The 24641-nt window shown below is 60.2% G+C and carries 23 protein-coding genes; 12 read left to right on the top strand and 11 right to left on the bottom strand.

Annotation, left to right across the window (positions count from 1 at the left end; genetic code table 11):
• Positions 1–221: hypothetical protein (locus DFP86_RS19485; RefSeq protein WP_208108379.1), on the top strand; the 221-nt coding region annotated here is incomplete at its 5' end.
• Between the two features lie 148 nt (positions 222–369).
• Here DFP86_RS19485 and hslU read toward each other — a convergent pair.
• The 3 genes from hslU to DFP86_RS17210 all read right to left on the bottom strand — a co-directional run bounded on the left by hslU (position 370) and on the right by DFP86_RS17210 (position 3082).
• Positions 370–1716 (bottom strand): ATP-dependent protease ATPase subunit HslU, encoded by a 1347-nt coding sequence (gene hslU, locus DFP86_RS17220; RefSeq protein WP_133683569.1) that lies wholly within the window; start codon positions 1714–1716, stop codon positions 370–372.
• 36 nt (positions 1717–1752) lie between these two features.
• A complete protein-coding gene (gene hslV / locus DFP86_RS17215) occupies positions 1753–2295 on the bottom strand; it encodes an ATP-dependent protease subunit HslV (protein WP_133683567.1) in 543 nt (180 codons plus the stop codon).
• A gap of 82 nt (positions 2296–2377) precedes the next feature.
• Entirely contained in the window at positions 2378–3082 is a 705-nt protein-coding gene (locus DFP86_RS17210; RefSeq protein WP_133683565.1) for a pseudouridine synthase, read from the bottom strand.
• On the opposite strand from DFP86_RS17210, the gene DFP86_RS17205 reads away from it, so the two are divergent.
• Positions 3053–3796 carry a TetR/AcrR family transcriptional regulator gene (locus DFP86_RS17205; protein WP_243729432.1) on the top strand — a complete coding sequence of 248 codons (744 nt, stop codon included), beginning with the start codon at positions 3053–3055 and terminating at the stop codon, positions 3794–3796. The two genes, DFP86_RS17210 and DFP86_RS17205, sit on opposite strands and share 30 nt — an antisense overlap.
• Here the strand turns inward: DFP86_RS17205 and DFP86_RS17200 are convergent.
• On the bottom strand, positions 3787–5127 hold the full coding sequence (locus DFP86_RS17200) for a DEAD/DEAH box helicase (protein ID WP_133683563.1): 1341 nt from the start codon (positions 5125–5127) through the stop codon (positions 3787–3789). The genes DFP86_RS17205 and DFP86_RS17200 overlap by 10 nt on opposite strands.
• 241 nt (positions 5128–5368) lie before the next feature.
• Here DFP86_RS17200 and DFP86_RS17195 point away from each other — a divergent pair, with 241 nt between their 5' ends.
• The gene (locus DFP86_RS17195; protein ID WP_133683561.1) at positions 5369–5917 is read left to right on the top strand and encodes a YaeQ family protein; all 549 of its coding nucleotides are present in this window, start codon (positions 5369–5371) and stop codon (positions 5915–5917) included.
• Between the two features lie 22 nt (positions 5918–5939).
• On the opposite strand, the gene metH is transcribed toward DFP86_RS17195, so the two are convergent.
• Positions 5940–9665, bottom strand: a complete 3726-nt coding sequence (metH, locus tag DFP86_RS17190) for a methionine synthase (RefSeq protein ID WP_133683559.1) — start codon at positions 9663–9665, stop codon at positions 5940–5942.
• Between the two features lie 111 nt (positions 9666–9776).
• Between metH and DFP86_RS17185 the strand changes: the two genes are divergently transcribed.
• From DFP86_RS17185 to DFP86_RS17175, 3 genes are read left to right on the top strand one after another with little or no spacing between them, the layout of a single operon-like run.
• The gene (locus tag DFP86_RS17185) at positions 9777–10532 is read left to right on the top strand and encodes a substrate-binding periplasmic protein (protein ID WP_166642318.1); all 756 of its coding nucleotides are present in this window, start codon (positions 9777–9779) and stop codon (positions 10530–10532) included.
• 17 nt (positions 10533–10549) lie between these two features.
• The gene (locus tag DFP86_RS17180) at positions 10550–11167 is read left to right on the top strand and encodes a YqiA/YcfP family alpha/beta fold hydrolase (protein WP_243729431.1); all 618 of its coding nucleotides are present in this window, start codon (positions 10550–10552) and stop codon (positions 11165–11167) included.
• The gene (locus DFP86_RS17175; RefSeq protein ID WP_133683555.1) at positions 11164–12138 is read left to right on the top strand and encodes a quinone oxidoreductase family protein; all 975 of its coding nucleotides are present in this window, start codon (positions 11164–11166) and stop codon (positions 12136–12138) included. Before DFP86_RS17180 ends, DFP86_RS17175 begins: the two co-directional genes overlap by 4 nt.
• Positions 12139–12141: 3 nt before the next feature.
• Here the strand turns inward: DFP86_RS17175 and DFP86_RS17170 are convergent, their stop codons facing one another.
• A complete protein-coding gene (locus DFP86_RS17170) occupies positions 12142–12489 on the bottom strand; it encodes a hypothetical protein (protein ID WP_133683553.1) in 348 nt (115 codons plus the stop codon).
• Positions 12490–12736: 247 nt separating this feature from the next.
• Here DFP86_RS17170 and ompR point away from each other — a divergent pair, with 247 nt between their 5' ends.
• On the top strand, positions 12737–13462 hold the full coding sequence (gene ompR, locus DFP86_RS17165; RefSeq protein ID WP_133683551.1) for an osmolarity response regulator transcription factor OmpR: 726 nt from the start codon (positions 12737–12739) through the stop codon (positions 13460–13462).
• On the top strand, positions 13459–14778 hold the full coding sequence (locus DFP86_RS17160; RefSeq protein WP_243729430.1) for an ATP-binding protein: 1320 nt from the start codon (positions 13459–13461) through the stop codon (positions 14776–14778). The genes ompR and DFP86_RS17160 overlap by 4 nt, the downstream gene beginning before the upstream one ends.
• Before the next feature lie 83 nt (positions 14779–14861).
• On the opposite strand, the gene DFP86_RS17155 is transcribed toward DFP86_RS17160, so the two are convergent.
• Positions 14862–16247, bottom strand: coding sequence for an aminopeptidase P family protein (locus DFP86_RS17155; RefSeq protein WP_133683549.1), 1386 nt, complete (start codon positions 16245–16247; stop codon positions 14862–14864).
• A 135-nt stretch (positions 16248–16382) separates the two neighbouring features.
• Positions 16383–17600, bottom strand: a complete 1218-nt coding sequence (locus tag DFP86_RS17150) for a benzoate/H(+) symporter BenE family transporter (RefSeq protein ID WP_133683547.1) — start codon at positions 17598–17600, stop codon at positions 16383–16385.
• 128 nt (positions 17601–17728) lie between these two features.
• Here DFP86_RS17150 and DFP86_RS17145 point away from each other — a divergent pair, with 128 nt between their 5' ends.
• On the top strand, positions 17729–19165 hold the full coding sequence (locus DFP86_RS17145) for an aminotransferase-like domain-containing protein (protein ID WP_243729429.1): 1437 nt from the start codon (positions 17729–17731) through the stop codon (positions 19163–19165).
• A gap of 76 nt (positions 19166–19241) precedes the next feature.
• Here the strand turns inward: DFP86_RS17145 and DFP86_RS17140 are convergent, their stop codons facing one another.
• Positions 19242–20732, bottom strand: coding sequence for a C69 family dipeptidase (locus tag DFP86_RS17140; RefSeq protein ID WP_133683543.1), 1491 nt, complete (start codon positions 20730–20732; stop codon positions 19242–19244).
• A gap of 160 nt (positions 20733–20892) precedes the next feature.
• Positions 20893–21330, bottom strand: coding sequence for an Mpo1 family 2-hydroxy fatty acid dioxygenase (locus DFP86_RS17135; protein ID WP_133683541.1), 438 nt, complete (start codon positions 21328–21330; stop codon positions 20893–20895).
• A 190-nt stretch (positions 21331–21520) separates the two neighbouring features.
• Between DFP86_RS17135 and hutC the strand changes: the two genes are divergently transcribed.
• The 3 genes from hutC (at position 21521) to DFP86_RS17120 (ending at position 23840) form a co-directional block, all read left to right on the top strand.
• Complete coding sequence (gene hutC / locus DFP86_RS17130) at positions 21521–22240, top strand: histidine utilization repressor (protein WP_133683539.1); 720 nt, start codon at positions 21521–21523, stop codon at positions 22238–22240.
• 111 nt (positions 22241–22351) lie between these two features.
• Entirely contained in the window at positions 22352–23209 is an 858-nt protein-coding gene (locus DFP86_RS17125; protein WP_133683537.1) for a D-hexose-6-phosphate mutarotase, read from the top strand.
• A gap of 73 nt (positions 23210–23282) precedes the next feature.
• The gene (locus DFP86_RS17120; RefSeq protein WP_133683535.1) at positions 23283–23840 is read left to right on the top strand and encodes a hypothetical protein; all 558 of its coding nucleotides are present in this window, start codon (positions 23283–23285) and stop codon (positions 23838–23840) included.
• Here DFP86_RS17120 and DFP86_RS17115 read toward each other — a convergent pair.
• The gene (locus DFP86_RS17115) at positions 23825–24556 is read right to left on the bottom strand and encodes a 16S rRNA (uracil(1498)-N(3))-methyltransferase (RefSeq protein WP_133683533.1); all 732 of its coding nucleotides are present in this window, start codon (positions 24554–24556) and stop codon (positions 23825–23827) included. The genes DFP86_RS17120 and DFP86_RS17115 overlap by 16 nt on opposite strands.
• Positions 24557–24641: the final 85 nt, after the last annotated feature.

Raw genomic sequence — 24641 nt, 5'->3', positions numbered from 1 at the left:
CGAAGAAACCCGAAGGTTACTTTCTGTCTCTTGCAGTGCAAGTGTCGGCTCTTCCCGGCACTCACACCTATCGGTTGTTCTGTTTGTTAAAGAGCGGTGCTGCGTTTGTTGCTGCAGCTGAGGAGGTGAACTATACGCCGCGACATTCCCTTCGTCAACACATTATTTTAAAAACAAGCGCAAAATGGCTAGTTAATTTCATAACACACTGTTTGTTATAAATATTTATCTGACGATGTCTCTATTTCCCTTAAAACAGCCCGTTCCTCCAGGCCGTAAATCAAGCCAACTCGACATTTCTCCATCGTGCCGAACATTAAAAAACCGCCCTGGGGGCGGTTTTTTTTACAAATTACCGTTTTGCAGTAATTAAAGGACATAGCGCGCCAGATCTTCGCGTTGCGACAAGACATCCAGCTTGCTGTCCACGTAAGCATCATCGATCAGGAACTGCCCCGGACGCGCATCGAACGAGATTTCCTCCAACAGCTTTTCGATCACCGTATAGAGGCGGCGCGCACCGATGTTCTCGGTTCTCTCGTTGACCGACCAGGCAATTTCGGCCATGCGGACGATACCGCTTTCGCTGAAGCACAGCTCGACGCCCTCGGTGGCCAACAGCGCTTCATATTGCCGCGTCAGGCATGCATCCGTGTTGGTCAGGATCTGACGGAAATCGTCCACCGACAGCGACGTCAGTTCGACGCGGATTGGAAAACGTCCCTGCAATTCGGGAATCAAATCCGATGGCTTGGCGAGATGGAAAGCCCCGGAGGCGATGAACAGGATATGGTCGGTTTTCACCATCCCGTACTTGGTGGTCACCGTGGTGCCTTCGACCAACGGCAACAGATCGCGCTGCACGCCGGCACGCGACACGTCGGCGCCCTGCCCTTCGGACCGGCTTGCCACTTTATCGATCTCGTCGATGAAGACAATGCCGTTTTGCTCGACATTGCGTAGCGCCTCGAGCTTCAAGTCTTCTTCATTGACAAGCTTAGCGGCTTCTTCATCGGTGACCTGGCGCACTGCCTCCGATACCTTCATCTTGCGCGCTTTGGTACGACCGCTGGAGAAGCCCTGGAACATGCTTTGCAATTGGCTGGAAAAATCCTCCATGCCGGGCGGCGCCATGATTTCCATTTTCGGCATGACGTCGGCCACCTCGATCTCGATCTCCTTGTCGTTCAGACTGCCTTCGCGCAGCATCTTACGGAATTTCTGTCGGGTTGCATTATCTTCCGGCTTATCCGCAGTGGCGTTCGCCGGTTCGTCGGCAAAAAAGCCGGCATGCTGGCGCGGCCGCGGCAGCAATACATCGAGAATGCGCTCCTCGGCCGCATCCTCCGCCCGGTAGCGGTTGCGCTTGATGGCGGCATCGCGCGCATCCTTGATGGCAATTTCCACCAAGTCGCGGATGATGGTATCGACATCGCGGCCGACATAGCCCACCTCGGTGAACTTGGTCGCCTCGACCTTGATAAAGGGTGCGTTGGCCAGACGGGCCAGACGGCGAGCGATTTCGGTCTTGCCGACGCCGGTCGGGCCGATCATCAAGATATTCTTCGGGGTGATTTCGTTGCGCAGGGCTTCATCGACCTGCTGACGGCGCCAGCGGTTGCGCAACGCAATGGCCACGGCGCGCTTGGCGGCATCCTGGCCAATAATATGCTTGTTCAATTCATGAACAATTTCTTGTGGGGTCATGTGCGTCATGGACCTCTCCCTCGCGAACAATCGGCCATGGCCTGATTATTCGTCGCCCAGTGTTTCGATAAGATGATTCTGGTTGGTATAGATGCAGATATCGCCGGCAATCTCCAGCGATTTCTTAACGATCACTTGCGGTGCCAGATCGGTGTTCTCGAACAGCGCGCGCGCGGCGGATTGCGCGAAAGCGCCGCCCGAACCGATCGCGGCGATGCCTTGCTCGGGCTCGAGTACATCGCCGTTGCCGGTGATGATCAGCGTGTTCTCGGTATCGGCCACGATCAGCATGGCCTCCAACCGACGCAACATGCGGTCGGTTCGCCAGTCCTTGGCAAGTTCGACCGCCGAGCGCACCAGATGGCCCTGATGCTTTTCCAGCTTGGCTTCGAAGCGCTCGAACAAGGTAAAGGCATCCGCCGTACCGCCGGCGAAACCGGCCAGCACCTTGTCGTGGTATAGCCGGCGAATCTTGCGCGCGCTGGCCTTGATAACGATGTTGCCCAGGGTGACCTGACCGTCGCCGCCCAATGCGACATGACGCCCACGGCGCACCGACACGATAGTCGTTCCGTCAAACTGCTGCATGTGATTATCCAGTCGTGAAAAACCATGGCGATATGCCCATGGCCATGGCTCATTAAATGTAGCCAAGCAAATAGATTACAAGTCAGAACCCAAGCGCCTGTCGCTCCTCGGCGCTCAGATAGCGCCATTTCCCCTCGGCCAGCGAGCCCAGTTCCAGCGTACCCAACGCTTCGCGGTGTAGCGCTTCGACCCGGTTGCCAGCCGCGGCCACCATACGCTTGACCTGATGGTAGCGTCCCTCGGAGATAGTCAATGCCAGGATATGGCTATCTCGCACAGAGATCTCATCCGCCCATACCGGTTCACTATCGTCTTTCAATATGACGCCGCTTTGAAGTTTTGCCACCATCTCAGGCTCGATCGCATGTTTGACTGTGACTCGATAACGCTTTGGCACATGGCGGCGCGGCGAGGTGAGCGCATGGACGAACTGTCCGTCCGTTGTCAAAAGCAATAACCCAGTCGTGTCGGCATCCAGCCGGCCGACCGCAGTCAGACCGGCCTGTTGCATGGCGGCGGGCAACAGGGTAAACACGCTGGGGTAATGCGACGGTTGGTGCGACACTTCGTAGTCGCCCGGTTTATGCAGCAACACATATAGCGGAAACGGCAAGACTTCGTGCGCTTCGCCGTCGATGTGCAATTGGCCGATTTGCGCAGGAACGACGGCTCGACGCGGATCGAGCATTACCTCGCCATCGATCTCTACCCGCTGATCGTCGATCAGTTGGCGGCAGCGTTTACGCGAGCCCAGGCCTTGCTGCTGCAAGAATTTAATGAGTTCCATGGCCGGCATGGTAGCTCAGGCACGGGCGCTGTCGCCAGGAAGTTATCATCGGCAAGTTTGTTCTTATTAAGCTATCTGATTGAAATCAAACCTCTTTATTTATATGATGGTGATCATATAAATAAAGATTTTTTGGCAACCAAAATGCGCTATCGTCCTGAAGATAAAGAAAAAACGCGTCAACGTATCCTATCCGTCTCCGCCAGGAGATACCGCTCGGAGGGGCTGACTGGCGTCGGAATAGCCAATCTAATGGCGGATTTGGGCATGACGCATGGGGGTTTTTATGCGCACTTCACCGACAAGGAAGCGCTGGTAACGGCCAGTTGCGAATATGCCTTCTCCGCGATGCTTAAAAATTGGGATCAGTTGCAGCCAACCGGCGGAACACCCTTCGCCGCACGCGTGCGGGACTATCTGTCGCGCCAGCATGTGGATCACCCGGAGAACGGCTGTTTTGCGGCAGCGTTGGCAGGAGAAATGGCCAGACGAGACACCAGGTCGCGCCAAGCCTTTAGCCATGGAATCGAACAGATGCTGCTGCGGCTCGCAGAAGAAGACGGCAGGCCCGCGAACCTGGCACCTGAAGCGGTGCTGAGCATGATGCTAGGCGCGGTGATGCTGGCACGGGCCGTCAGCGACCGCCAATTGTCGGAACGCTTCCGACAATTGGCAGTCTCGGCATTGACCGGCGCAGAACCCGATCAGCCCTGACGCGGCGCGGGTTTACGCGGCTTGTTGGTACGCGCTGCAGTAGAATTGGCTTGGGGTTTGCGCTGAGTGGCATTCGGGCCGGCCTTGGCCTGACGCGGCTGCGTATGACCCTGACCATTACCGCGGCCGTGCGGTGCGCGCGGCTGACGGTTGCCGCCGCCCATCGGAATCGGCTCCGGCTTAACGCTCAAATCGGCCTCGAACCCGGGGATGGTGAACTGCTCGATCGGCTGACGAATCAGCTTCTCGATATCCTTGAGGAATTTGAATTCATCCACGCACACCAGCGACACGGCTTCTCCGGTATGACCGGCGCGGCCGGTTCGGCCGATACGGTGTACATAGTCTTCCGCTACGTTCGGCAGTTCGAAATTCACGACATGCGGCAACTGATCGATATCCAGCCCGCGCGCCGCGATATCGGTCGCCACCAGCACCTGCAAGGCACTCGACTTGAAATCGGCCAGCGCACGCGTGCGAGCCCCCTGGCTCTTGTTGCCATGGATCGCCGCTGCGGCGATGCCGCTCTTGGTCAATTTCTCAGCCAAGCGGTTGGCGCCATGCTTGGTACGAGTGAACACCAGCACCTGGAACCAGTTGCCCTCCTTGATCAGGTGCGTCAAGAGATCGGTCTTTTTGTCGCGGTCGACCAGGTGCACGCGCTGAGCCACCTGTTCGCTGGCGGTATTGCGGCGCGCAACCTCGACCAGGCCCGGATTGTCGAGCAGGCGGTCGGCCAACGCCTTGATGTCATCGGAGAACGTCGCCGAAAACAACAGGTTTTGCCGCTTGGCCGGCAACAACGCCAACACCTTGCGAATATCGTGGATGAAACCCATGTCGAGCATGCGGTCAGCCTCGTCCAGCACGAGGATTTCGACATCGCTCAGATTCAGGGTCTTTTGCGCCACGTGGTCGAGCAGACGGCCCGGCGTCGCCACCAGGATGTCCACCGGCTTACGCAATTGCGCGGCCTGCGGATTGAAGCCGACCCCGCCGAACATCACCATCGAACGCAACGGCAAGTATTTGCCGTAGATACGCACAGCCTCTTCCACTTGGGCAGCCAACTCGCGCGTCGGCGTCAGCACCAAGGCTCGCGGGTGGCCGGCGCGCTTGCACGATCTGTCGGCAAGTCGCTGAAGCAGCGGCAGGGTAAAACCGGCGGTCTTGCCGGTGCCTGTTTGGGCCGCGGCCAACAGGTCGCCGCCTTGCAGCACCAGCGGAATGGCTTTCTGTTGAATCGGGGTCGGGCTGGTATAGCCGGTGTCAGCCACGGCGCGCAGCAAAGGGTCGGCCAGGCCGAGGGCGGCAAATTGATTGTCGGACATAGATATAAGGAGCTCCAGCGACGGCCTGTCGCAGCGGGTGCGACACCAATCCAGGCAGACGGGTGAAAATTGAGATGAGACGAACCCAACACAGAATTGGCTCTTGCGCGGGGTGCGCAAGTTTAACGGGATTTGTCGGACAAGAAAACCTCAATCCTGCCAAGTCCGTACATGCAGATACAGTCGAACAGCGGCAAAGCCTATACACTCCAGGCTTTCAGACTCGACCGGAAAGAGCCGCATGGCGCTCAAATCCACCATCTATAAAGCCGAACTCGACATCGCCGACATGGATCGCGGCTACTATGCCAGCCACGCGCTGACGCTGGCGCAACATCCCTCGGAAACCATCGAGCGCATGATGTTGCGTCTGGCCGTGTTCGCGCTGCATGCCAGCGACAGCCTGGGCTTTACCAAAGGCATCAGCACCGACGACGAGCCGGATCTGTGGCAGAAGAACTACTCGGACGAGATCGAGGTGTGGATCGAGCTGGGCGAACCTGACGAGAAACGGCTACGCAAAGCATGCGGCCGGGCCGAGCATGTGCTGGTCTACAGTTATGGCGGCCGCGCCGCCGATATCTGGTGGCAGCAAAACGCCAGCAAATATGCCCGCTTCGACAATCTGCGGGTACTGAGCGTCGCGCCGGCCACGCTGCAAGCGCTGTCGGCGCTGTGCGAACGTGGTATGTCGATGAGCGCGACGATCCAGGATGGGGTGCTGTGGCTATCGAGCGCCACGGGCAATGCACAGCTGACGCTCGACATCCTGAAAGAGGAACGGCGCTAGCGGCTGTTCCCGCCGGCCGGGGCTATTGCCCGGCCGCCGCGTCGTAACCCAGGTTCGGCGCCAGATCCCGCACGACCTGAGCGACCGTCTCCCCCTTGCGCGCCGCCACATCCGCCACCTGGTCGCGGTCGATCTTGCCGACGCCGAAGTAACGGCTATCCGGATGGCTGAAATAGAAACCGCTGACCGCAGCGGTCGGCAACATGGCGTGGTTTTCGGTCAGCGTCATACCGATGGCCGGCGCGTCGAGCAGCTTGAACAGCGCCGGCTTGACCGAATGATCCGGGCAGGCAGGGTAGCCAGGCGCCGGACGGATGCCGCGATAGGTCTCGCCGATCAACGCATCGTTATCCAGCAGCTCGTCAGCCGCATACCCCCAGAATTCCTTGCGTACTCGCTTGTGCATCAACTCTGCGAACGCCTCGGCCAATCGATCGGCCAGGGCTTTGAGCAAAATGGCCGAGTAATCGTCGTGCTCGGCCTCGAAACGGGCCACATGCGTCTCAATGCCGATACCGGCGGTCACGGCGAAGGCGCCGATATAGTCCGGGACACCCGATTCGACCGGCGCGATGAAATCCGCCAATGCCCAATTGGGTTTGGCCGCGTCGCTGCGCGCCTTGGGCAACTGTTGCCGCAGACCGACCCAGGTCATGCGTTCGCAACCGCTTTCCGGGTCAAGAATGCGGATATCCTCGCCATTGACCGACTGCGCCGGGAACAGGCCGACCACCGCGTTAGCTTGCAACCAGTTTTCGTCGATGATCTTCTGCAACATCGCCTTGGCATCGCGCAATAACGCGCGCGCCGATTCGCCGACAACCTCGTCGTCGAGAATCGCCGGATAGCGCCCCGCCAACTCCCAGCTCTGGAAAAACGGCGTCCAATCGATATAGCGGCTGATCTCGGCCAACGAATACTGTGTGAACTGACGCACGCCAAGCCATTGCGGCACGGGCGGCCGATACGCGGGCCAATCGATATTGTGGCGATTGGCTCGCGCTTCGTTCAGTGTCGCCAGCTTCACCGCGCCGCGACCGGCATGGATGTCACGCGCCACCTGATAGTCCTCGGCCACTTTGCGCTTGAAATCATCGGCAAGCTCATCGGACAGCAGATTGGAGCACACCCCAACTGCGCGGCTGGCGTCCGGCACATACACCACCGGGCCGCTGTAGTGCGGCGCGATCTTCACCGCGGTATGCACACGCGAAGTGGTGGCGCCGCCGATCAAGAGCGGTTGATCGAAGCCTTGGCGCTGCATTTCCCGCGCCACGTGGCTCATTTCCTCCAGCGACGGCGTGATCAGACCGGAGAGACCGACAATGTCGGCTCGGTGCTCGCGTGCGGCGTCGAGAATCTTCTGCGCCGGCACCATCACGCCCAGGTCGATGACCTCGTAGTTGTTACAACGCAGCACCACGCCGACGATATTCTTGCCGATGTCGTGCACATCGCCCTTCACCGTGGCCAGCACGATGATGCCCTTCGATGATGCGTCAGCGACGCCGGACCGGCGCTTTTCCTCTTCGATGAACGGCTCCAGATACGCCACGGCCTGTTTCATCACCCGCGCCGACTTCACCACCTGCGGCAAGAACATCTTGCCGGAGCCAAACAGATCGCCGACCACATTCATGCCGTCCATCAGCGGCCCTTCGATCACATTGATCGGTCGCGGCAAGGTTTGGCGCAGGACTTCGGTATCTTCGACGATATGGCTGGTGATGCCCTTGATCAGCGCGTGCTCGATACGCTTTTCCACGGGCAGGCTGCGCCAGGCAAGATCTTCGCTCTTGCCGGCGCTCGCCTCGCCGCGGAAGGTTTCCGCCAGCGCGATCAGTTGTTCGGTGGCATCGGCACCGTCGCGCGGCACCCGGCAGAGGATCACGTCTTCGATGCGCTCGCGTAAGCCCGGATCGATTTCTTCGTACACCTCCAACGCGCCGGCATTCACAATCCCCATGGTCATGCCGCGCTGGATGGCGTGGTATAGGAATACGGCGTGGATCGCCTCGCGCACCTTGTTGTTGCCGCGGAAGGAGAACGACACGTTGGACACCCCGCCGGAAACCTTGGCGTGAGGCAGATGCTGCCTTATCCATTCGGTAGCTTCGATGAAGTCGAGCCCATAACGCGCGTGTTCTTCGATGCCGGTGGCAACGGCGAAGATATTCGGGTCGAAGATGATGTCCTGCGGCGGATAGCCCACCTCGTCCACCAATATCCGGTAGCTGCGGCGGCAAATCTCGGTCTTGCGTGCCAGGGTATCGGCCTGTCCGTCCTCATCGAAGGCCATGACCACCACCGCCGCACCATAGCGGCGCAGTAGCTTGGCGTGATGGACGAATGCTTCGCGGCCTTCCTTGAGCGAGATGGAATTGACGATGCCCTTGCCCTGGAAACATTTCAGGCCGGCCTCGATCACGCTCCACTTGGATGAGTCGATCATCACCGGTACGCGGGCGATATCCGGCTCGGCGGCAATCAGATTGAGGAAACGCACCATGGCGGCCTCGGCATCCAACATGCCTTCATCCATATTGATGTCGATGATCTGTGCGCCGTTTGCCACCTGCTGGCGCGCCACTTCGAGCGCGGCGTTGTAATCGTCGTTGAGAATCAGCTTGGCGAAAGCACGCGAGCCGGTCACATTGGTGCGTTCTCCGACATTGACGAACAAATCGTGCTCGCCGATGTTCAGTGGCTCAAGGCCGGCGAGCCTGCACTTGGGCTCGATATCCGGCAAGCGCCGTGGCGGCACGTCGCGCACGGCCGCCGCCATGGCGGCAATGTGATCCGGCGTGGTGCCGCAGCAGCCGCCGACGATGTTCATCAGCCCAGCCTGCGCCCAATCCCGGATCGAATCGGCCATCATGGCCGGCGTCAGATCGTACTCGCCGAAGGCATTCGGCAGGCCGGCATTGGGATGCACCGAGACATAAGTCGCGCATAGCCCGGACAACTCATCCAGATACTGGCGCAGCATGTCCGGCCCGAGCGCGCAGTTGAGTCCGAAGGACAAGGCCTCGGCGTGTTCCAGGCTGTTGTAGAAGGCTTCGGTAGTCTGCCCGGTCAGCGTGCGACCGGATTGGTCGGTGATGGTGCCGGAGATCATGACCGGCAGCGACAGCCCTTGCTCGTCGAAATACTGTTGGATGGCGAATACCGCCGCCTTGGCGTTCAGGGTGTCGAAAATCGTCTCGACCAACAACAAGTCGACACCGCCCTTGACCAAGCCATCGATCGATTCCAGATAGGCCGAAACCAGTTCGTCGAAATGAATATTGCGAAAACCCGGGTCGCTGACTTTGGGACTGATCGAACACGTGCGGTTGGTGGGGCCGAGCACACCGGCGACAAAGCGCGGTTTGGCGGGATCCGCCGCCGTGGCGGCATCGCATAAGCGCCGACAGAGACCGGCGGCGGCATGGTTGATTTCCCACACCAGCGACTCCATGCCGTAGTCGGCCATGGCGATGCGGGTGGCGTTGAAGGTATTGGTTTCGATGATGTCGGCGCCGGCATCCAGGTACGCCTGATGCACACCGGCAATCACATCCGGCCGGGTCAGCACCAAGAGATCGTTATTGCCTTTGACGTCCGTCGGCCAGTCGGCAAAGCGCTCGCCGCGAAAATCCGCCTCCCCAAGTGCATGGCGCTGAATCATGGTGCCCATACCGCCATCCAGGATCAAAATACGTTTGGCAAGTTGGCGATGAATCGGGTGAGCGTTTTGGTTTGTCATGGATTTCGGCCGATATTGGTCTACAACAATAAAGTACTTTAACGAGTCACTCATCATAGCATGATGATGAAATCCGCTAGCGACAGCCTTAGAACAAGGTTTTCGAACCATATGAATAAGTTGCATATTACCGGCGGCCTATGCTTATCGCTGTTGCCGCTGTTGGTTCTTGGACAGCCGACCTCTCTACGCATCGGCGTGGCCGACTCGGAGGGGCCGCCCATCGCCGTCATCGAACAAAACACACTCAAATCCGGCATGTCGAAAGACATCGGCGAAGCTCTCGGCCAAGCGCTGGCACGCAAAGTCGACTTCGTGATCATCTCGCGCAAGCGGGTGGAATCGTCGTTGGAAAACGGCAAGGTGGACATTGTCTGTATCGCAAACCCCGTTTGGTACGGCGATGCCGGGCAACTGGGGTGGACTCGCGAAATGTTCCCATTGGTCGAGCGTGTCGCCGTACTGGCGGGCAAACCGCCGGTGCATTCGCTCGGCGATTTGGTCGGCAAGCGCATCGGCACGATCCGCGGCTACAGCTATCCGTCGCTCGAGTCGATGTGGGCCAACGGCAAGGCTAGCCGCGATACCGAAGACCGGCTGGAACTGGTGATGAAAGCACTGCTCATCAATGTCGCCGATGCGGCGATCGTCTCCGAACAGGAGTATGGCGTTTGGGCCAAGGCGAATTCCGAGACGGCCCGGCAAATTCGGCTTAGCGCGTTCCAGTTCTCTTCGACGCCGACGATGTGCGCGGTCTCGCCCCAATCCCACTTCAGCGTCGACACGCTCAACCGCGCCATTGGCCGCCTGCAGCAGCAAGGGAAATTCAAGGCCATTCTGCGCAGCTATCAATGGCAATCGGAATAGATAGAATAGAATGAACAGTGTCGCCGGCCCAGGCCGGCTCACTGTCGATCATCATGACGGATTACCTCTACCTGCACGGTTTCAATTCGAGTCCGCAGTCGCTCAAAGCGCGGGAAACCGCCGATTGGCTGCGACAACATGCCCCCGACAGCCGTTTCCATTGCCCGGCGCTATCCGTCCACCCCGCCCTGGCCTTGCAGCAAGCGCATGATCTCATCGCCGGTTTGCCGGCCGATACGCTACTGATCGGCAGTTCGCTGGGGGGGTTCTACGCGGCTTGGTTGGCACAGCAGATGGACCGTCGCGCCGTGCTGATCAATCCGGCCATCGAACCACACCTCGATCTGGCCCGTCTGCCGCGCGAGCAGACCAACCCATATAGTGGCGAACACTATCGGCTTGACGACGCCGACATGGCCGCGCTGCTTGCGCACCGGCTGCAACGTCCCGACCCAGAGCGCTTCTGGGTCGTACTCGGCAGCGCCGACGAGGTGCTCGACTGGCGCTCGGCCGCGCGCCACTTCCCAGGTAGCCGCTTGACCGTATACAACGGCGACGATCACCGTCTGCAACGCTGGCCTGAATGTCTGCCCCATCTTCCGGCATTCGCCGTGCCGACAAGGAGTTCGCAGTGAACAAAGCCATCCGTTTCGAACAACCGGGCGGTCCCGAGGTCTTGCGGCTGATCGATGTCGAGCTGGATGCCCCCGGGACGGGGCAGGTTCGTTTGCGGCACACCGCCATCGGCATCAACTTCATAGACACCTATCAGCGCTCAGGTCTGTACCCCTTACCGCTACCTTCCGGGCTGGGCCAGGAAGCCGCCGGCGTGGTCGAGGCCATCGGCGCCGGCGTGACCCATTTGTCCATCGGCGACCGGGTAGCTTATGCCGGCGGACCTCCCGGCGCGTACTGCCAGGCACGGGTGATCGATGCCGCGCACTTGGTCAAACTGCCCGATGACATCTCGGACGAAGTGGCCGCCTGCGTCATGCTGCAGGGAATGACCGTCGAGTATCTGATCCGCCGCGTCTTTGCGGTCGAAGCCGGGCAAACCGTGCTTTGGCACGCAGCGGCCGGCGGTGTGGGGCAAATTGCTGTGCAATGGCTAACTTCGCTTGGCGTGCATGTCATCGGCACTGTCGGCTCGGCGCAAAAAGCCGAGCTGGTTCGTGCGCTCGGTTGTCGACACGTCATCAACTACCGCGAGGAAGATGTCGCCCAGCGCGTGCGCGCACTGACCGACGGTGCCGGTGTGCCGGTCGTGTTCGATTCGGTGGGAAAGGATACCTTCGAAGCTTCTCTCGACTGCCTGGCACGCCGCGGCATGATGGTCAGCTTCGGCAATGCGTCTGGGCCAGTGCCGCCCTTCTCGCCGTTGCTGCTGTCGCAGAAAGGCTCGCTGTTTCTGACGCGCCCCCGGTTGGGCGATTACACCGCCAACCGTGCCGAGTTGGAGACCTCGGCCAATGCACTGTTCGAACGCATCTTGTCCGGCGCGGTCAAGGTCGCGCCATCGAAGCGTTATGCACTGGCAGACGCAGCGGAAGCGCATCGCGATCTGGAATCGCGCCAGACCAACGGCTCGCTGATCATGCTGCCCTAGATTTCAATTGGGGTCGGTGGGATCGGCCGGCGCCATACGACGGCGCTCCTCGCGCCAGAAACGATTCCTATGGCCACTGCCAGTCGGCGGTGTGGTCGCCATCGGCTGACTGCTGTTGCTATAGGCATGCGCATTGTGGATGCGATGACGATTCATCAGAATCTTTTGTGCTTCTTGGGGAGACAGATCGCCATTGTCGACCGCATTTTGCAAACGCAGCGCGCGCAAACTCACTTCAGCGGAAGAAGGTGGGAGAATCGAACACACCTGCGTCACCGGCGACGCGCAATCGCGTCCGGACGCCGGTGTCGTGGATGCCGCCTCGCCCTGTGCCATCAGGCCCAGCAGCAATAAAGCGAATATCCCTGTTGTTTTCCGTATCCTCATCACGCCATTGTACCCGTCGTATACCCGCCGAGAATCGATCGGATGAAACCTCTCGCGATACCCGGATGTCTTGGTACTCTACTGACAGGTTATGTTCCATCCATGTTCTTGATTGGCCAAACAATTAACATTTATGTAGCCTTTGTCATACCTTAATACTTGAACATACCGGTTTTACCCGGGCCGACTAATTACAGCTATTCTGACCATCATGGAAAAAAACAAAATCCTGGTCGTCGACGACGACGCCAAATTGAGAGAGCTGCTGACCCGCTACCTTGATCAGCAAGGCTATTCGGTCGAGACCCTGCCGGACGCCCGCGATATCGATCGGAAACTTGCTCGCAATCGACCAGATCTGCTGGTACTGGACGTGATGATGCCTGGCGAAGACGGTCTGGCCCTGGTACGCCGTCTGCGCGCCCAAGGCGAGATGATCCCCGTCATCATGCTGACCGCGCGCGGCGAAGATATCGACCGTATCCTCGGCCTGGAAATGGGGGCCGACGATTACCTGCCCAAGCCCTTTAATCCGCGCGAACTGACCGCGCGTATCCAGTCGGTACTGCGCCGCCACCTGGCCACGCCGGCCCTGACCGCCAGCCACGACGAAAACGCCCTGATCCACTTCGGCGAGTTCTGCCTGAACCTGGGGCAGCGCGAACTGCGCCAGAACGATAAACCCATCACGCTGACCAGCGCCGAATTCGCCGTGATCTCGGTACTGGCCACGCACCCGCGCCGGCCGCTGACGCGCGAGCAATTGATGGAAATGGCGTTGGGCAAGGGTAACGGCGAATCGCTCGACCGCAGTATCGACGTGCACATTTCGCGTCTGCGCAAGGCACTGGACAGCGAAACCGCCGGACCGCGCTACATCCAGACCGTTTGGGGCTACGGCTACGTCTTCGTTCCTGATGGACAAGCACGAGAATGATCCTGCGCAAAATTGGCGGTTCGCTGTTTCTGCGCCTGGCGCTCTTGGTCATCCTGACCGTGGTGGCGACGCAGTTGATCACCTGGTGGATTGTCGTCACCGAGCGGCGCGAGCTGATCGCCAAGCAGTTCTACGGCCAGGTCGTCGATACCCTGGCCGACTTCGAAGGCCGGTTGGATAGTATTCCGCCGGCCAAACGGGCCGCTTTTCTGGCCGACTATAACCGCCCCTGGCTGACCCAGTTGCAGCCGGCTGGCGCGGACAAGGGTCTGGTCTTTTCTTCTCAATTAAGCGATTTCGAATCCTTGCTCACCGAACGGCTAGGCAAGGAGCTCGGCACGCAGCCATCGGTCAAGGTTCGCATCTTGCAGGACCGGCGACAATTATGGATCGGCGTCCACGTTCTCGGCGCCCCCTACTGGCTGATCGTGCCCATGGGTCGTTTCCGGGATCATGTCATCGGCTCGATGTCGCTCGCTGCGTTATTGGCATCGCTATGCGCCATCCTCGTCGCATCCGCCATCGCCTGGCGCACCACCATGCCGATCCGCCGAGTGGTCAAGGCCTCCGGCGCACTATCGCTTGGCCACATCCCCGAGCCGCTCAACGAGCACATCGGCTCCAGCGAAATACGTGCGCTGACTGCGGGCTTCAATCGCATGGCGCACTCGCTCGAAGCCGCCGCCAGCGAGCGCCGATTGATGCTGGCCGGTCTGTCGCACGACCTACGCACGCCACTGACCCGCTTGAAGCTGATGGTCGAATTGCAGGGCGAAAACGCCGACTCTAACGGCATGCTAAGCGATATCGACGAAATGTCCGGCATCGTGCGCCAATTCATCGACTTTGCCCGTAGCGAGGAAAAACCACGCAGCGAACCGGTGGCACTGGCCGAGCTCGCAAGCAGCGTCGTTGCGCGCTTCCGGCGCGAACATCTCGACCTCCACCTGTCGGTCAGCGCCGAGCCCGAAATCGTGGCCGACCCGCTGGCACTGGAGCGCCTGTTGAGCAATCTGATCGACAATGCCAGGCGTTACGGCCAGCCGCCGGTCGAGATCTTGGTTGGTTGTGACGAAACCCATGCGGTATTGAGCGTGATCGACCATGGATCGGGCATCCCGGCCGAGTTGCGTCAAGCGGCACTGGCACCGTTCGAACGGCTGGCGGCACATCGTGGCACCGACGGCGGCAGCGGTCTGGGGTTGGCCATCGTGTCGCGCATCGTCAACCAACACCAGGGTAGTCTGACTTTCGCCGATACCGAGACAGGCGGGTTCAAAGTCGTCGTGCGTTTGCCATTGCCGACGTCCGCCTGACGTTTCACGTGAAACCGCCCCCACGATCTAGCAAGAAAAACGGCAGCCGCGGCTGCCGTTTGCATTGATGCGAGCGCTGGCGATCAGGCCATGACGGCTTCGACCTCCGCCACCGTCTTGGGAATCGGCGTACCCAACACGCGGCTGCCGCTCTCGGTCACCAACACGTTGTCTTCGATGCGAATACCGCCAAAGTCGCGGTACGCATCGAACTTATCGTAGTTGATCATTTCGCTGAACTTACCCTCGCGCCGCCAGGCATCGATCAACGCCGGAATGAAATAAATCCCCGGTTCGACCGTGATCACCATGCCGGCCTGCAGCGCCTTGCCCATGCGCAGGTAACCCAGCCCGAACAACTCGCTACGCGGCTGGCTCTCGTCGTAGCCAACCAAGTCTTCGCCTAAATTCTCCATGTCGTGCACATCGAGACCGATCTGGTGTCCCAGACCGTGTGGAAAGGCAATGGCATAGGCGCCGGAATCGACCACCTTCTCCGCCGGGCCGTTGAAGAACCCGAGCTTGGTCATGTGCTCGACCATGGTACGCGCCGCGAGTTTGTGCATGTCGAAATACCTGACACCGGGGCGCATGGCGGCAATGGCGTTCAATTGCATGGCCAGCACGGTTTCGTACAGCGGGCGCTGGCGTTCACTGAACTTGCCGCCCACCGGGATGGTGCGGGTGATATCGCTGGCGTAGCCGGAGTCGGCGCTGGCGCCGGTATCGTTGACGACCAGATCGCCAGCCTGCAGCACCTGGTCATGGCGGTGGTTGTGCAGCACCTCGCCACGGCGCGAGAAGATCACCGGATAGGCCAACTGCCAATCGCGAGCACGCATGATACCTTCCATCGCGCCCACGGCCTGATACTCCACCGTCCCCGGACGCGCAGCCTTCATGGCGGCGATATGCATGTCGCGCGTCACTTCCAGCGCGCGTTCCATTTCGGCGATTTCTTCAGGCCCCTTGATTTCGCGCAGCGCCACAACGCGCTGTGCCAGTGCCTGCGATGCGCCACGCTTGACGGCGTCGGCGGTGCGACCGAGCAGACGAGCCAGTTCCAGAACCGTCTCGGCGCGGTACGGCGCCAGGTATTGGACCGTCACGCCCTTGAGCAGGGCTTCGCGCAGCACTTGCTCCAACTCGGCATAGGGCCGGGTTGCGCGCACGCCGACCGAGGCGCCGCGTTCGACCAAGGTCGGCAATTCGCCGGTCCAGACGATATCGGCGACATCGACGTCATTGCCGAACAGCGTCGCACTGCCGTCGCGGGTATCGACCACGCCGGCCAATCCGGCGTCGTTCAGCCCGAACAGATAGCGGAATGTGCTGTCCTGCACGAAGGGATAGGGATTGTGCAGATAATTCATCGGCGCATCCACGTTACCGATAAACAGCATCAAACCCGGCTGGGCATCGGCCAGCAGTCGGCTGCGGCGTTGTTGGTAGACCTCGGCGGCAAACATCGTATCGAACCTTTTATCGTGGTTTCACGGGAATGGGACGATGCACAATGTACACCCGGGTAGCATGACGCGCCAGCCGACGACTCGGTGCATGGCGCGCCGGTGCCGTGGGTGTGGTTTGCGGGATGACGTGTTTCATACCGTGTCGCTGGCCGAACGCGCCAACGGCCGTAGGTGCCGCCAACGCAGATGTTGCACCCCATGTGCCAGCACGCCGGCCACGATCCCCCAGAATGCCGAGCCCAAACCGAGGAAATGCATACCCGAGGCCGTCAGCAGGAACGTGATCAACGCAGCCTCGCGCTGCGGCTCGTCGTGCATGGCGCCGGCCAAGCCGCTGCCAATGGCGCCAAATAGCGCCACACCGGACAGCGCCGCCACCCAGGTCTTGGGTACGGCGGCAAACAGCAGCGCCAGCGTGCCGCCTGCCAAGCCGGCCAATAGATAGAACACCCCGCAGGCCACACCGGCGATATAGCGGCGTCGGCTATCCACATGGGCTTCCGGCCCGGTACAGATCGCCGCGGTGATCGCCGCCGGATTGATGCCATGTGCACCGAACGGCGCCAACAGCAGCGAAGCCAGTGCATTGCCGCCCACGATCGGGCGCGATGGTAAGCGATAGCCGGCTGCGCGCAGCACCGCCATGCCCGGCACGTATTGCCCGGTCAACGCCACCAACGCCAATGGCAAGCCCAGATTCAGCACGGCACGCCACGACCATGTCGGGCTGACCCATACCGGGGCGGTCAACGCCAACGGCTGGGCCGGCAGATGAATCCGTCCCTGCACCGCAAGCAACGCTAGACCGACGAGCAGCACCGTCAACACGGCATAACGCGGCTTCGCGCGGCGCATGGCCAGATAGACCGCCAGCATCGACAGCACCAGCAACGGATCGGCGGCAATCGAGGTAAACAACTCCGTGCCGAAGCGGAACAGGATGCCAGCCAGCATGGCGGCGGCAATCGACGCCGGCAAGTGCCGGATCAGAACGTCGAAGATGCCGCTCAAGCCGATGGCGGCGATGATCAACGCGGCAGCCAGATAGGCGGCCACCGCCTCGCCAGGCGTGTGGCCGGGCAGCATGGTCACCAGCAGCGCCGCACCGGGCGTCGACCAGGCGATGACCACCGGCGTGCGATAGCGCAGACTCAGCACCACTCCGACCACGCCGCTGCCGAAGGCGATCGCGCCCAGCCAGGACGAGGTCAGCGCATCGCTGAAGTGCGCCGCGTGCGCGGCCTGAAACACCAAGACCGACGGGCCGGCCAATGACACGATCACGGCAATCAATCCCGCCTGGATGGCCGACAGCGAGCAATCCGCCGCCAGTTGTTTGAGTCGATTCATAGCTTGCTCCTGGGTGGGACAACGACCCGTACCTTACCCGTCGAGGCGAAGCCTGCCCTGATACAGTCTTGGCATGCCGGCCGTGACAGATTAGGCTAGAACAATCTGTTCTATATAACAGGATGGTCATGTCCTTCCCACGCTACCGCGATATCGCCGAACAATTGCTCGCCGCCATGGCACGAGGCGACTACCCGCCGGGCAGTCGCTTGCCGTCGGTGCGGCAACTGGCCGCCAGCTGTGCCGTCAACAGCCTGACCGCGCTGCAGGCCTATCGCTGGCTAGAGCAACAGCAACGGGTCGAGGCGCGCGAGCGTAGCGGCTTTTACGCCATCCAGCCGGGCGAGCGCCAGCGCGAACCGGTACCGCCGTCACCGCCAGCGCCGCCCGGTACCTGGGTACAGGTCGACGACCATGTCGCTAACTTGCTGTCGCTGTCCGGATCCAGTATCGCCACTCAACTGCACATGGCAGAGTGCGACGACAGCCTCTACCCCTCGGCGGAATTGTCGCGTCGGCTACAGCACAAATTGGCGCACGATGCGTCGTTAATCGGCGCCCACCTACCCAATGCCGTGCGTCACGCGCTGTACGGCGGCCTGCAGCACCTGGCCGACGAGTGGCAAATGAGCCTACCGGCCGATCAGTTGACGATGACAAACGGTTGCACCGAAGCCATTCAACTCGCGCTACGCAGCCTAACCCGCCCGGGCGACGTGGTGGCGGTGGAAACGCCCGTGTACTTCGGTCTGTTGCAGACCATCGAAAGCCTCGGGCTGCGCGTGCTGGAAATTCCCTGTACGCCGAGCGAGGGCATCTCGCTCGAAGCGCTGGCATTCGCCCTACGTCAGGGGCCGCCTGTGCGCTGCTTGGTGGCAGTGGCCAACTTTCAGAATCCGACAGGCAGCTTGATGCCGGACGACAGCAAGCGACGGCTGGTCGAGATGATGCGGCGTCATGACATCCCCATCATCGAGGACGACGTTTTCGGAGATCTGTATTTCGGCAGCGATCATCCCAAACCGCTTAAGGCATGGGATCGCGATGGCGGCATCATCTACTGCAGCTCCTTCACCAAATCCTTCGCACCGACACTGCGGCTGGGCTGGTTTTCCGGTGGCCGCTACCACCGCCGTATGGAACGGCTCAAGGTCAGCAACAGCTTCGCCACCTCTTCGTTGCTACAAGCAACGATAGCCGATTGTTTGAATAGCGGCCTTTACGACCGCCAGGCTGCGCGCTTGCGCCAACATCTACGAGAGCAGGCACGGCGCATGCAGTCGGCCGTGCTGGAGGCCTTCCCGCTCGACACGCGCATCGTCGCTCCGCAAGGCGGCATGTTGATGTGGGTCGAGTGTCCGGAAACGGTCGACACCCTGGCGCTGTTGCAGCGGGCGCTGCAAGCGTCCATCAGCTTCGCGCCCGGCATGGTGTTCTCGGCCGAGCCGCATTTCCGCCGGCACCTGCGACTGAGCGTGGGCTACCCTTGGACGGATCGACAGGCCGATGCCATCCGCACGCTCGGCGAGCTGGCAAAAGGCGCTCAGCGAGCATCGTTGCTTTAAGCAATAAAAAAAACCGGCGTCGGGCGCATCCCGCGCCCAACCGCCGGCCCCGTTCCGCCGCTCGGCGGATCGCCGCTTACAGCGCCTTGATCTTTTCCAATTCGGCCGGGGTGTACTTCTTCTCGGTCGACTTGGTCATATCGGTCATCAACGACTGGAACACATCCCGGGCCGATTGCACCGCCCACAGCACATTGCCGTTGCTCCACTGGTTGGCGAAGCCGAGCGCCGCATCCGGGTTCCGGGCGTAAAGCTTCTTCAGCATGGAATCGACCGACGCCTGCTGTTCTTGGAAAGTGCCCTCGATGTGGCTTTGCCAACCGGCGAGCACCGATGCGTACTTACCGGGGTTAGTCTGCGCCAACGTCGAGTTGGCACGGAATGCCCAATAGGCCGATTGGTTTTCATACACTTCCGTGCCGAGCCGCAGCGCCGAGGGCACCTCCTTCATCGCATTCTCGTACATCGGCATAAACACGGCGGATGCCGGACTACCGAATGCCTGCCAGGTCAGCACTTGCAATTCTTTCGGCATGTCGGCGCGAAGTTCGAACACATGGGTTTCGATCGTGCGATCGACACCCATCGGCCGTTCGGCGTCCTTGATCTTCTCCAGTTCAGTGCCCTTGAATCCGGCACGTAACACGTTGCCGATCTCGGCCACGGTGATTTTGCGATCCGGTGTCAAAAATAGCGGGTATTGATCCTGGCGGGTTTTCTGGCTGAGCGACGGCGTCAGCATATGTTGACCGAGCCACTCGCGATCCACGTTATAGCGATCGCCGATCGTGCCGAACGCCTTGGCAAAATTGAAATGCTGCACATCGACATGGTCGAGCAACTTGTTCTTGCCGACGAACTCCGCCAGTCCGGCGCTGGATAGCACGTTTTCCCGATCGTTCAGATTCACGTCGTGAATGCGCATGCCGTTGGCTACGAACAGGTACTTATCTTGCGGCACCTTGACGGCGATCCAGTGGTGACCGGAGCCGATTTCCATGTACCAAACTTCTTTTGTGTCGGCCAACAAGATGCCGTTCCCTTCGCCCGCACCCTGCTCGCTGACCACCTTTCCCAGCAGCATCACCGCCTCGCGCGCGTTTTTGGCGATCGGCAGCACAAAGGATGGAATGTCGGCCTCGATCACGCCACTATCGACCAGCGGGTCGGCTTTCTTGGCGGCATCGTTCACATCCATGCTGTTGGTGGCGGAGATCGCCAGGTTGAATTCGTTGACGCCGCGCTCTTCATACGGGCCGTCGGCGGCGGTGGTATCGCCATTCCAGTCGGTCAGGCCGGTATAGCGCAGCATGGTCTGCGGTGCCGGAACCTTCAGCCCGTTCTTGAAGCTGATCATCTCGCCCTTGTCGGTGTCGCGGCGCGGATGGATCACCAGCTTCTTGTTCCAGTTATTGATGTAATAGTCTTCGTTGCGCGAAATAATGATCGCGCCATCGGCGGAGGCGTTCTTACCGACGACGACGCTGGAGCAAGCCATCGAATAATCGGTAGCGAAAGTCGCGAGCACTGCGGCGCCAAGCAGAGAGAGGGTTCGTTTGCCATGCATGTTGTGTGTCTCCATGACCCGAAATGGGTACGAAGCAATGCTAATCCGGCCAAACGCCGGCTCACTTGGCAACCTTGATGCCGCTTGATGAATGTCAAAGTGAATCAATAGGGTTGATCATTGCCGCAACAAACACTATAAGGCGCATTTATAGCCTGTTTTACCAGCGTATATGGCAATGTTTTGTCAGCGATGCCAAGGTCCAGGCCGGCCCGATCATCAAAAAGCGTAGATCGTCGAAAAAGGACGGTTTGCGCCCCTCTATGCGATGGCCAATGAACTGGCCGATCCAGGCCACGACGAACAGGGCGACACTCATTTGCAGCAGATCAATGCCGGCACGCCGCAGCGCCGCCAACGTCAGCAACATCAGCAAACACAACAGCAGCATCGCCAACGCCATGCGCCGCGACAGCCGGAGATAGAACCCTACCCCGGCGGCAACCAACAACCAGGCCGGGTTCAATGGCAGGGGAAAGGCCGACAGCAAGCCTAGAATCGAGAACAAAATCACCGGGATACAAAACTTGTGGATCGCAACATTCAGCGGGTGCTGGTGGCTTTCGCCATAAACATCGAGCCATTCTTGCAATGTCATCGCGCCTCCTTGCTAAAAAATGCGCCCCGCAGTGCCCCGCGACAAAGCAGGCTCGTTCGTCCAAATATCTGATTTGCATATATTTTTATTTGTATAGACCAGCTGTTGATCTAACACAAACCAATGCATGTCTATCGTGCGGCCCCCAAGGTCTAGTCGCTAAGATATTCCAATGGAAGATTCAATACTAATGGCTGACCGCGCACCGCGGCAGCCGCGCTATCAGCGCATCAAAGAGTATATTCTCGACGGAATCGCCAAGCGCACCTTCCAGCCAGGCTGCAAAATTCCGCCTGAGATCGAACTGGCCCAGCTCTTCGGCGTTTCGCGTATGACCGTCAACAAAGCCATCCGCGATTTATCGGAAGCCGGCATCCTGCTACGTTTCGCCGGCGACGGCACCTACGTGGCCGAACGCAAGGCCGAGGCGCCGCTCTTGGACGTCAACAACATCGCGCAGGAAATCCAGGCGCGCAGCCACAACCACAGCATCACGCTTTATACCCTGCGTGCCGAACCGGCCACCGAGCATATCGCGCTGCAATTAGGCGTGCATGTCGGCGCCACGATCTATCACTCGCTACTGGTGCATCGCGAAGACGGCATTCCGGTGCAGTTGGAAGACCGCTTCGTCAATCCGAGCTGGGCACCCGATTACCTGGCGCAGGACTTTACGCGCATCACGCCGAACCACTACCTGATGCAGCATTCGCCGCTAACGGACATTGAACACACGGTCGAAGCGGTGATGCCGCAGCGCGAAGAGCAGGCCATGCTCGAAATTTCTGCGACCGAACCCTGTTTGTTGGTTTTTCGCCGAACCTGGTCGCATCGCAATCTGGTGAGCTTTGCCCGCCTGTTACACCCAGGCACACGCTACAAGCTGCGTTCGCAAACTCAACTGGATTAAGCGCACGCCACTGGCGAATACTTGGTGCAAAACGCGCGCAGACGGCCATCGTCATGTTGCGGGCTGCAAAGCCAGCTACACTCTGTTTATATCGATCGATCGAGAACGACCATGACCCAGAAGTCTCTTGTCCCCGGCGCCACCTTGCATGATAACGAACAGGGCGGTCCGACCCTGACGCTCAAGCACGACGCCTTTCAAGCCGAAATTTCCCTCGACGGCGGACAATTGACAGCCTATCAGGCTCATGGCCAACCGCCGCTGCTCTACCTGTCGCCACTGGCATATCGCGTGCAGGGCAAGGCCATCCGCGGCGGTGTACCGGTTTGCTGGCCCTGGTTCGGCCCGCACCCCCACGACGCCGCTCTGCCGCAACATGGCGTTGCTCGTACCGCACGCTGGACGCTGAGCGATGTCTCTCGAACCGACGACGGTTTCAGCGTCGAACTGCTGGGACCGGATTTTCATGGACTCAAAGTGGAGAGCTGCCTGCAGCTTTGCGCCGCCCACGTCGACATCACCCTAACCACCCATAACCATGGCACGACGGCGCGAAGTTATTCGGCAGCGCTGCATACCTATCTGGCCATCGGCAATGCCGACAGCGCCCGGGTTCAGGGTTTGGCGCACGGACGCTATCAAGACAAAGTGCACCGGCAATCCGGCGTCCTGTATGAAGATACGCTGCCCTGCCGAGGCGAGCTGGATCTCATCGTTTACGGCAGAACCGGCGTCACGTTGGTGGACGAGGTCTGGCAGCGCCAGATCGTGGTGGAAAACGCCGGCTCGGACAGCCTGGTGCTGTGGAATCCGGGCGAGGACAAGGCTCGGACGCTGAAAGACCTGCCTCCCGACGGCTGGCGAGACTTCTTCTGTATCGAAGCCGCCAACGCAGAGGACGATGCCCGGCAGATCGAAGCAGGCGAAAGCCATACATTAGGCACACGTCTGATGGCGATCCCGCTATAATCGTCGGAAAGCCGGGCGTTACTCTTATACCGCCCGGCCTTTTTTCCGATCTTCCGCAGTGGATCCGTCGCGCATGGCCAGACCAGACAAAATTTCTCGCTTTCTGCCTATCAGTTTCGCCAACGGCACCAAGGTGCGCCGCTTCGCCAAGCATTGCCCGCGTTGCGGCAACATGGTGACCGCCGACACCATGCATGGCATCGCTTCGTTGTTGGAAAACAGGATTTTCGTATCGGCCAAGGCCAGTTGCCCGGTTTGCCAAAAACGTTTTTCGGTCGCTTGCGTCATTACCGATAATCGCCATGTGCATCGGGTACTTGCGCCCGACTGGCTATTTGCCCTGTGGTTGCGCATGACCGTGCGCAATTTGCCGCAGCCGGTGCATCATCGCGAGTGGGAATTGCCGGAGGAAAGTGCGCCCGCCGCCATTGGCATGGTGCTCAACGACAGCGAGGACGTGCTGCATTCGCAAGAGATTCTCGGTAAGTTCGACGGCACGCTGATCTCGAGCTGGATCGAATATCAGGGCCTGCGCTATCACTTCGAGCGCGCTGCGCCCCCCGGCAGTATCAAACTCGCCGCCGACCAAATTCTGTTCGACGGCAAGCTGATCTATCAACTGAAGGCGTAATCGCCCCACACCGTCTGTAGAGCAGCCACGGCGGCCAACGCCGCCGTTTCGGTGCGCAATACGCGTCCACCGAGCTTGAGCGGCGTCCAACCGGCATCCAGCGCCGCCTGTTCCTCCTCCGAGGTATAGCCCCCCTCCGGCCCGGCCATCAGCCAGGCCGCCGCCGGCCGCTGGGCAATATCCACCAGGCGCTTGCTACCCAACGGCGACAACAGCAACCTGACCGGCACCTCATCCTGTCTTGCTAGCCATTCCTCGACCGACAGGATCGGCAGCACCTGCGGAATCACGGTGCGCCCGCTCTGCTCGCAGGCTGAGACGACGATCTCCTGCCAGCGCTGCAGTCGCTTGTCGGCGCGCTCGCCCGACAACTTGACCACCGAACGGCGCGCCGCCAACGGCTGGAACACACTGACGCCCATCTCCACCCCTTTTTGCAGCGTGAAGTCCATGCGCTCGCCGCTGGAAATGGCTTGAGCCAAGCCAAGCCAGATCGGCGATTCACGTGAAACGGCATCATGGGCCCCCAGTTCGCAAAGCGCTTCGCGCCGGCCCAACTGGGTGAGCGTGGCGGAAAACTCGCCGCCCAGCCCGTTGAACAGGGTCAGAGCCTCGCCTTCGCGCAAGCGCAGAACCTGCAAATGGCGCACGACCGGCTCGGGTAGATCCAACGTGAGACCCGGGTGCAGCGGAACGTCGACAAAAAACCTTGCCATAACAGCAATAATCCCGTGTATTGGTTACAATCAGAGAATCTTGTGCATTGCGACATGCTAACTCTACCCGGCCAATTATAAAGGA

It is taken from the genome of Paludibacterium purpuratum (assembly GCF_004363805.1).
Taxonomy (GTDB): Bacteria; Pseudomonadota; Gammaproteobacteria; order Burkholderiales; family Chromobacteriaceae; genus Paludibacterium; species Paludibacterium purpuratum.
This window is presented reverse-complemented; position numbering and strand designations above follow the sequence as displayed.

Excerpts from the sequence above, each read along its gene's own strand:
- DFP86_RS17200 (WP_133683563.1), bottom strand. The coding sequence starts at position 5,127 with ATGTCCGACAATCAATTTGCCGCCCTCGGCCTGGCCGACCCTTTGCTG.
- DFP86_RS17155 (WP_133683549.1), bottom strand. The coding sequence starts at position 16,247 with ATGTTTGCCGCCGAGGTCTACCAACAACGCCGCAGCCGACTGCTGGCC.
- DFP86_RS17210 (WP_133683565.1), bottom strand. The coding sequence starts at position 3,082 with ATGGAACTCATTAAATTCTTGCAGCAGCAAGGCCTGGGCTCGCGTAAA.
- DFP86_RS17145 (WP_243729429.1), top strand. The coding sequence starts at position 17,729 with ATGTCCTTCCCACGCTACCGCGATATCGCCGAACAATTGCTCGCCGCC.
- DFP86_RS17125 (WP_133683537.1), top strand. The coding sequence starts at position 22,352 with ATGACCCAGAAGTCTCTTGTCCCCGGCGCCACCTTGCATGATAACGAA.
- hslU (WP_133683569.1), bottom strand. The coding sequence starts at position 1,716 with ATGACGCACATGACCCCACAAGAAATTGTTCATGAATTGAACAAGCAT.
- DFP86_RS17120 (WP_133683535.1), top strand. The coding sequence starts at position 23,283 with ATGGCCAGACCAGACAAAATTTCTCGCTTTCTGCCTATCAGTTTCGCC.
- DFP86_RS17160 (WP_243729430.1), top strand. The coding sequence starts at position 13,459 with ATGATCCTGCGCAAAATTGGCGGTTCGCTGTTTCTGCGCCTGGCGCTC.
- DFP86_RS17115 (WP_133683533.1), bottom strand. The coding sequence starts at position 24,556 with ATGGCAAGGTTTTTTGTCGACGTTCCGCTGCACCCGGGTCTCACGTTG.
- hutC (WP_133683539.1), top strand. The coding sequence starts at position 21,521 with ATGGCTGACCGCGCACCGCGGCAGCCGCGCTATCAGCGCATCAAAGAG.
- metH (WP_133683559.1), bottom strand. The coding sequence starts at position 9,665 with ATGACAAACCAAAACGCTCACCCGATTCATCGCCAACTTGCCAAACGT.
- hslV (WP_133683567.1), bottom strand. The coding sequence starts at position 2,295 with ATGCAGCAGTTTGACGGAACGACTATCGTGTCGGTGCGCCGTGGGCGT.
- DFP86_RS17185 (WP_166642318.1), top strand. The coding sequence starts at position 9,777 with ATGAATAAGTTGCATATTACCGGCGGCCTATGCTTATCGCTGTTGCCG.
- DFP86_RS17140 (WP_133683543.1), bottom strand. The coding sequence starts at position 20,732 with ATGCATGGCAAACGAACCCTCTCTCTGCTTGGCGCCGCAGTGCTCGCG.
- ompR (WP_133683551.1), top strand. The coding sequence starts at position 12,737 with ATGGAAAAAAACAAAATCCTGGTCGTCGACGACGACGCCAAATTGAGA.
- DFP86_RS17135 (WP_133683541.1), bottom strand. The coding sequence starts at position 21,330 with ATGACATTGCAAGAATGGCTCGATGTTTATGGCGAAAGCCACCAGCAC.
- DFP86_RS17195 (WP_133683561.1), top strand. The coding sequence starts at position 5,369 with ATGGCGCTCAAATCCACCATCTATAAAGCCGAACTCGACATCGCCGAC.
- DFP86_RS17150 (WP_133683547.1), bottom strand. The coding sequence starts at position 17,600 with ATGAATCGACTCAAACAACTGGCGGCGGATTGCTCGCTGTCGGCCATC.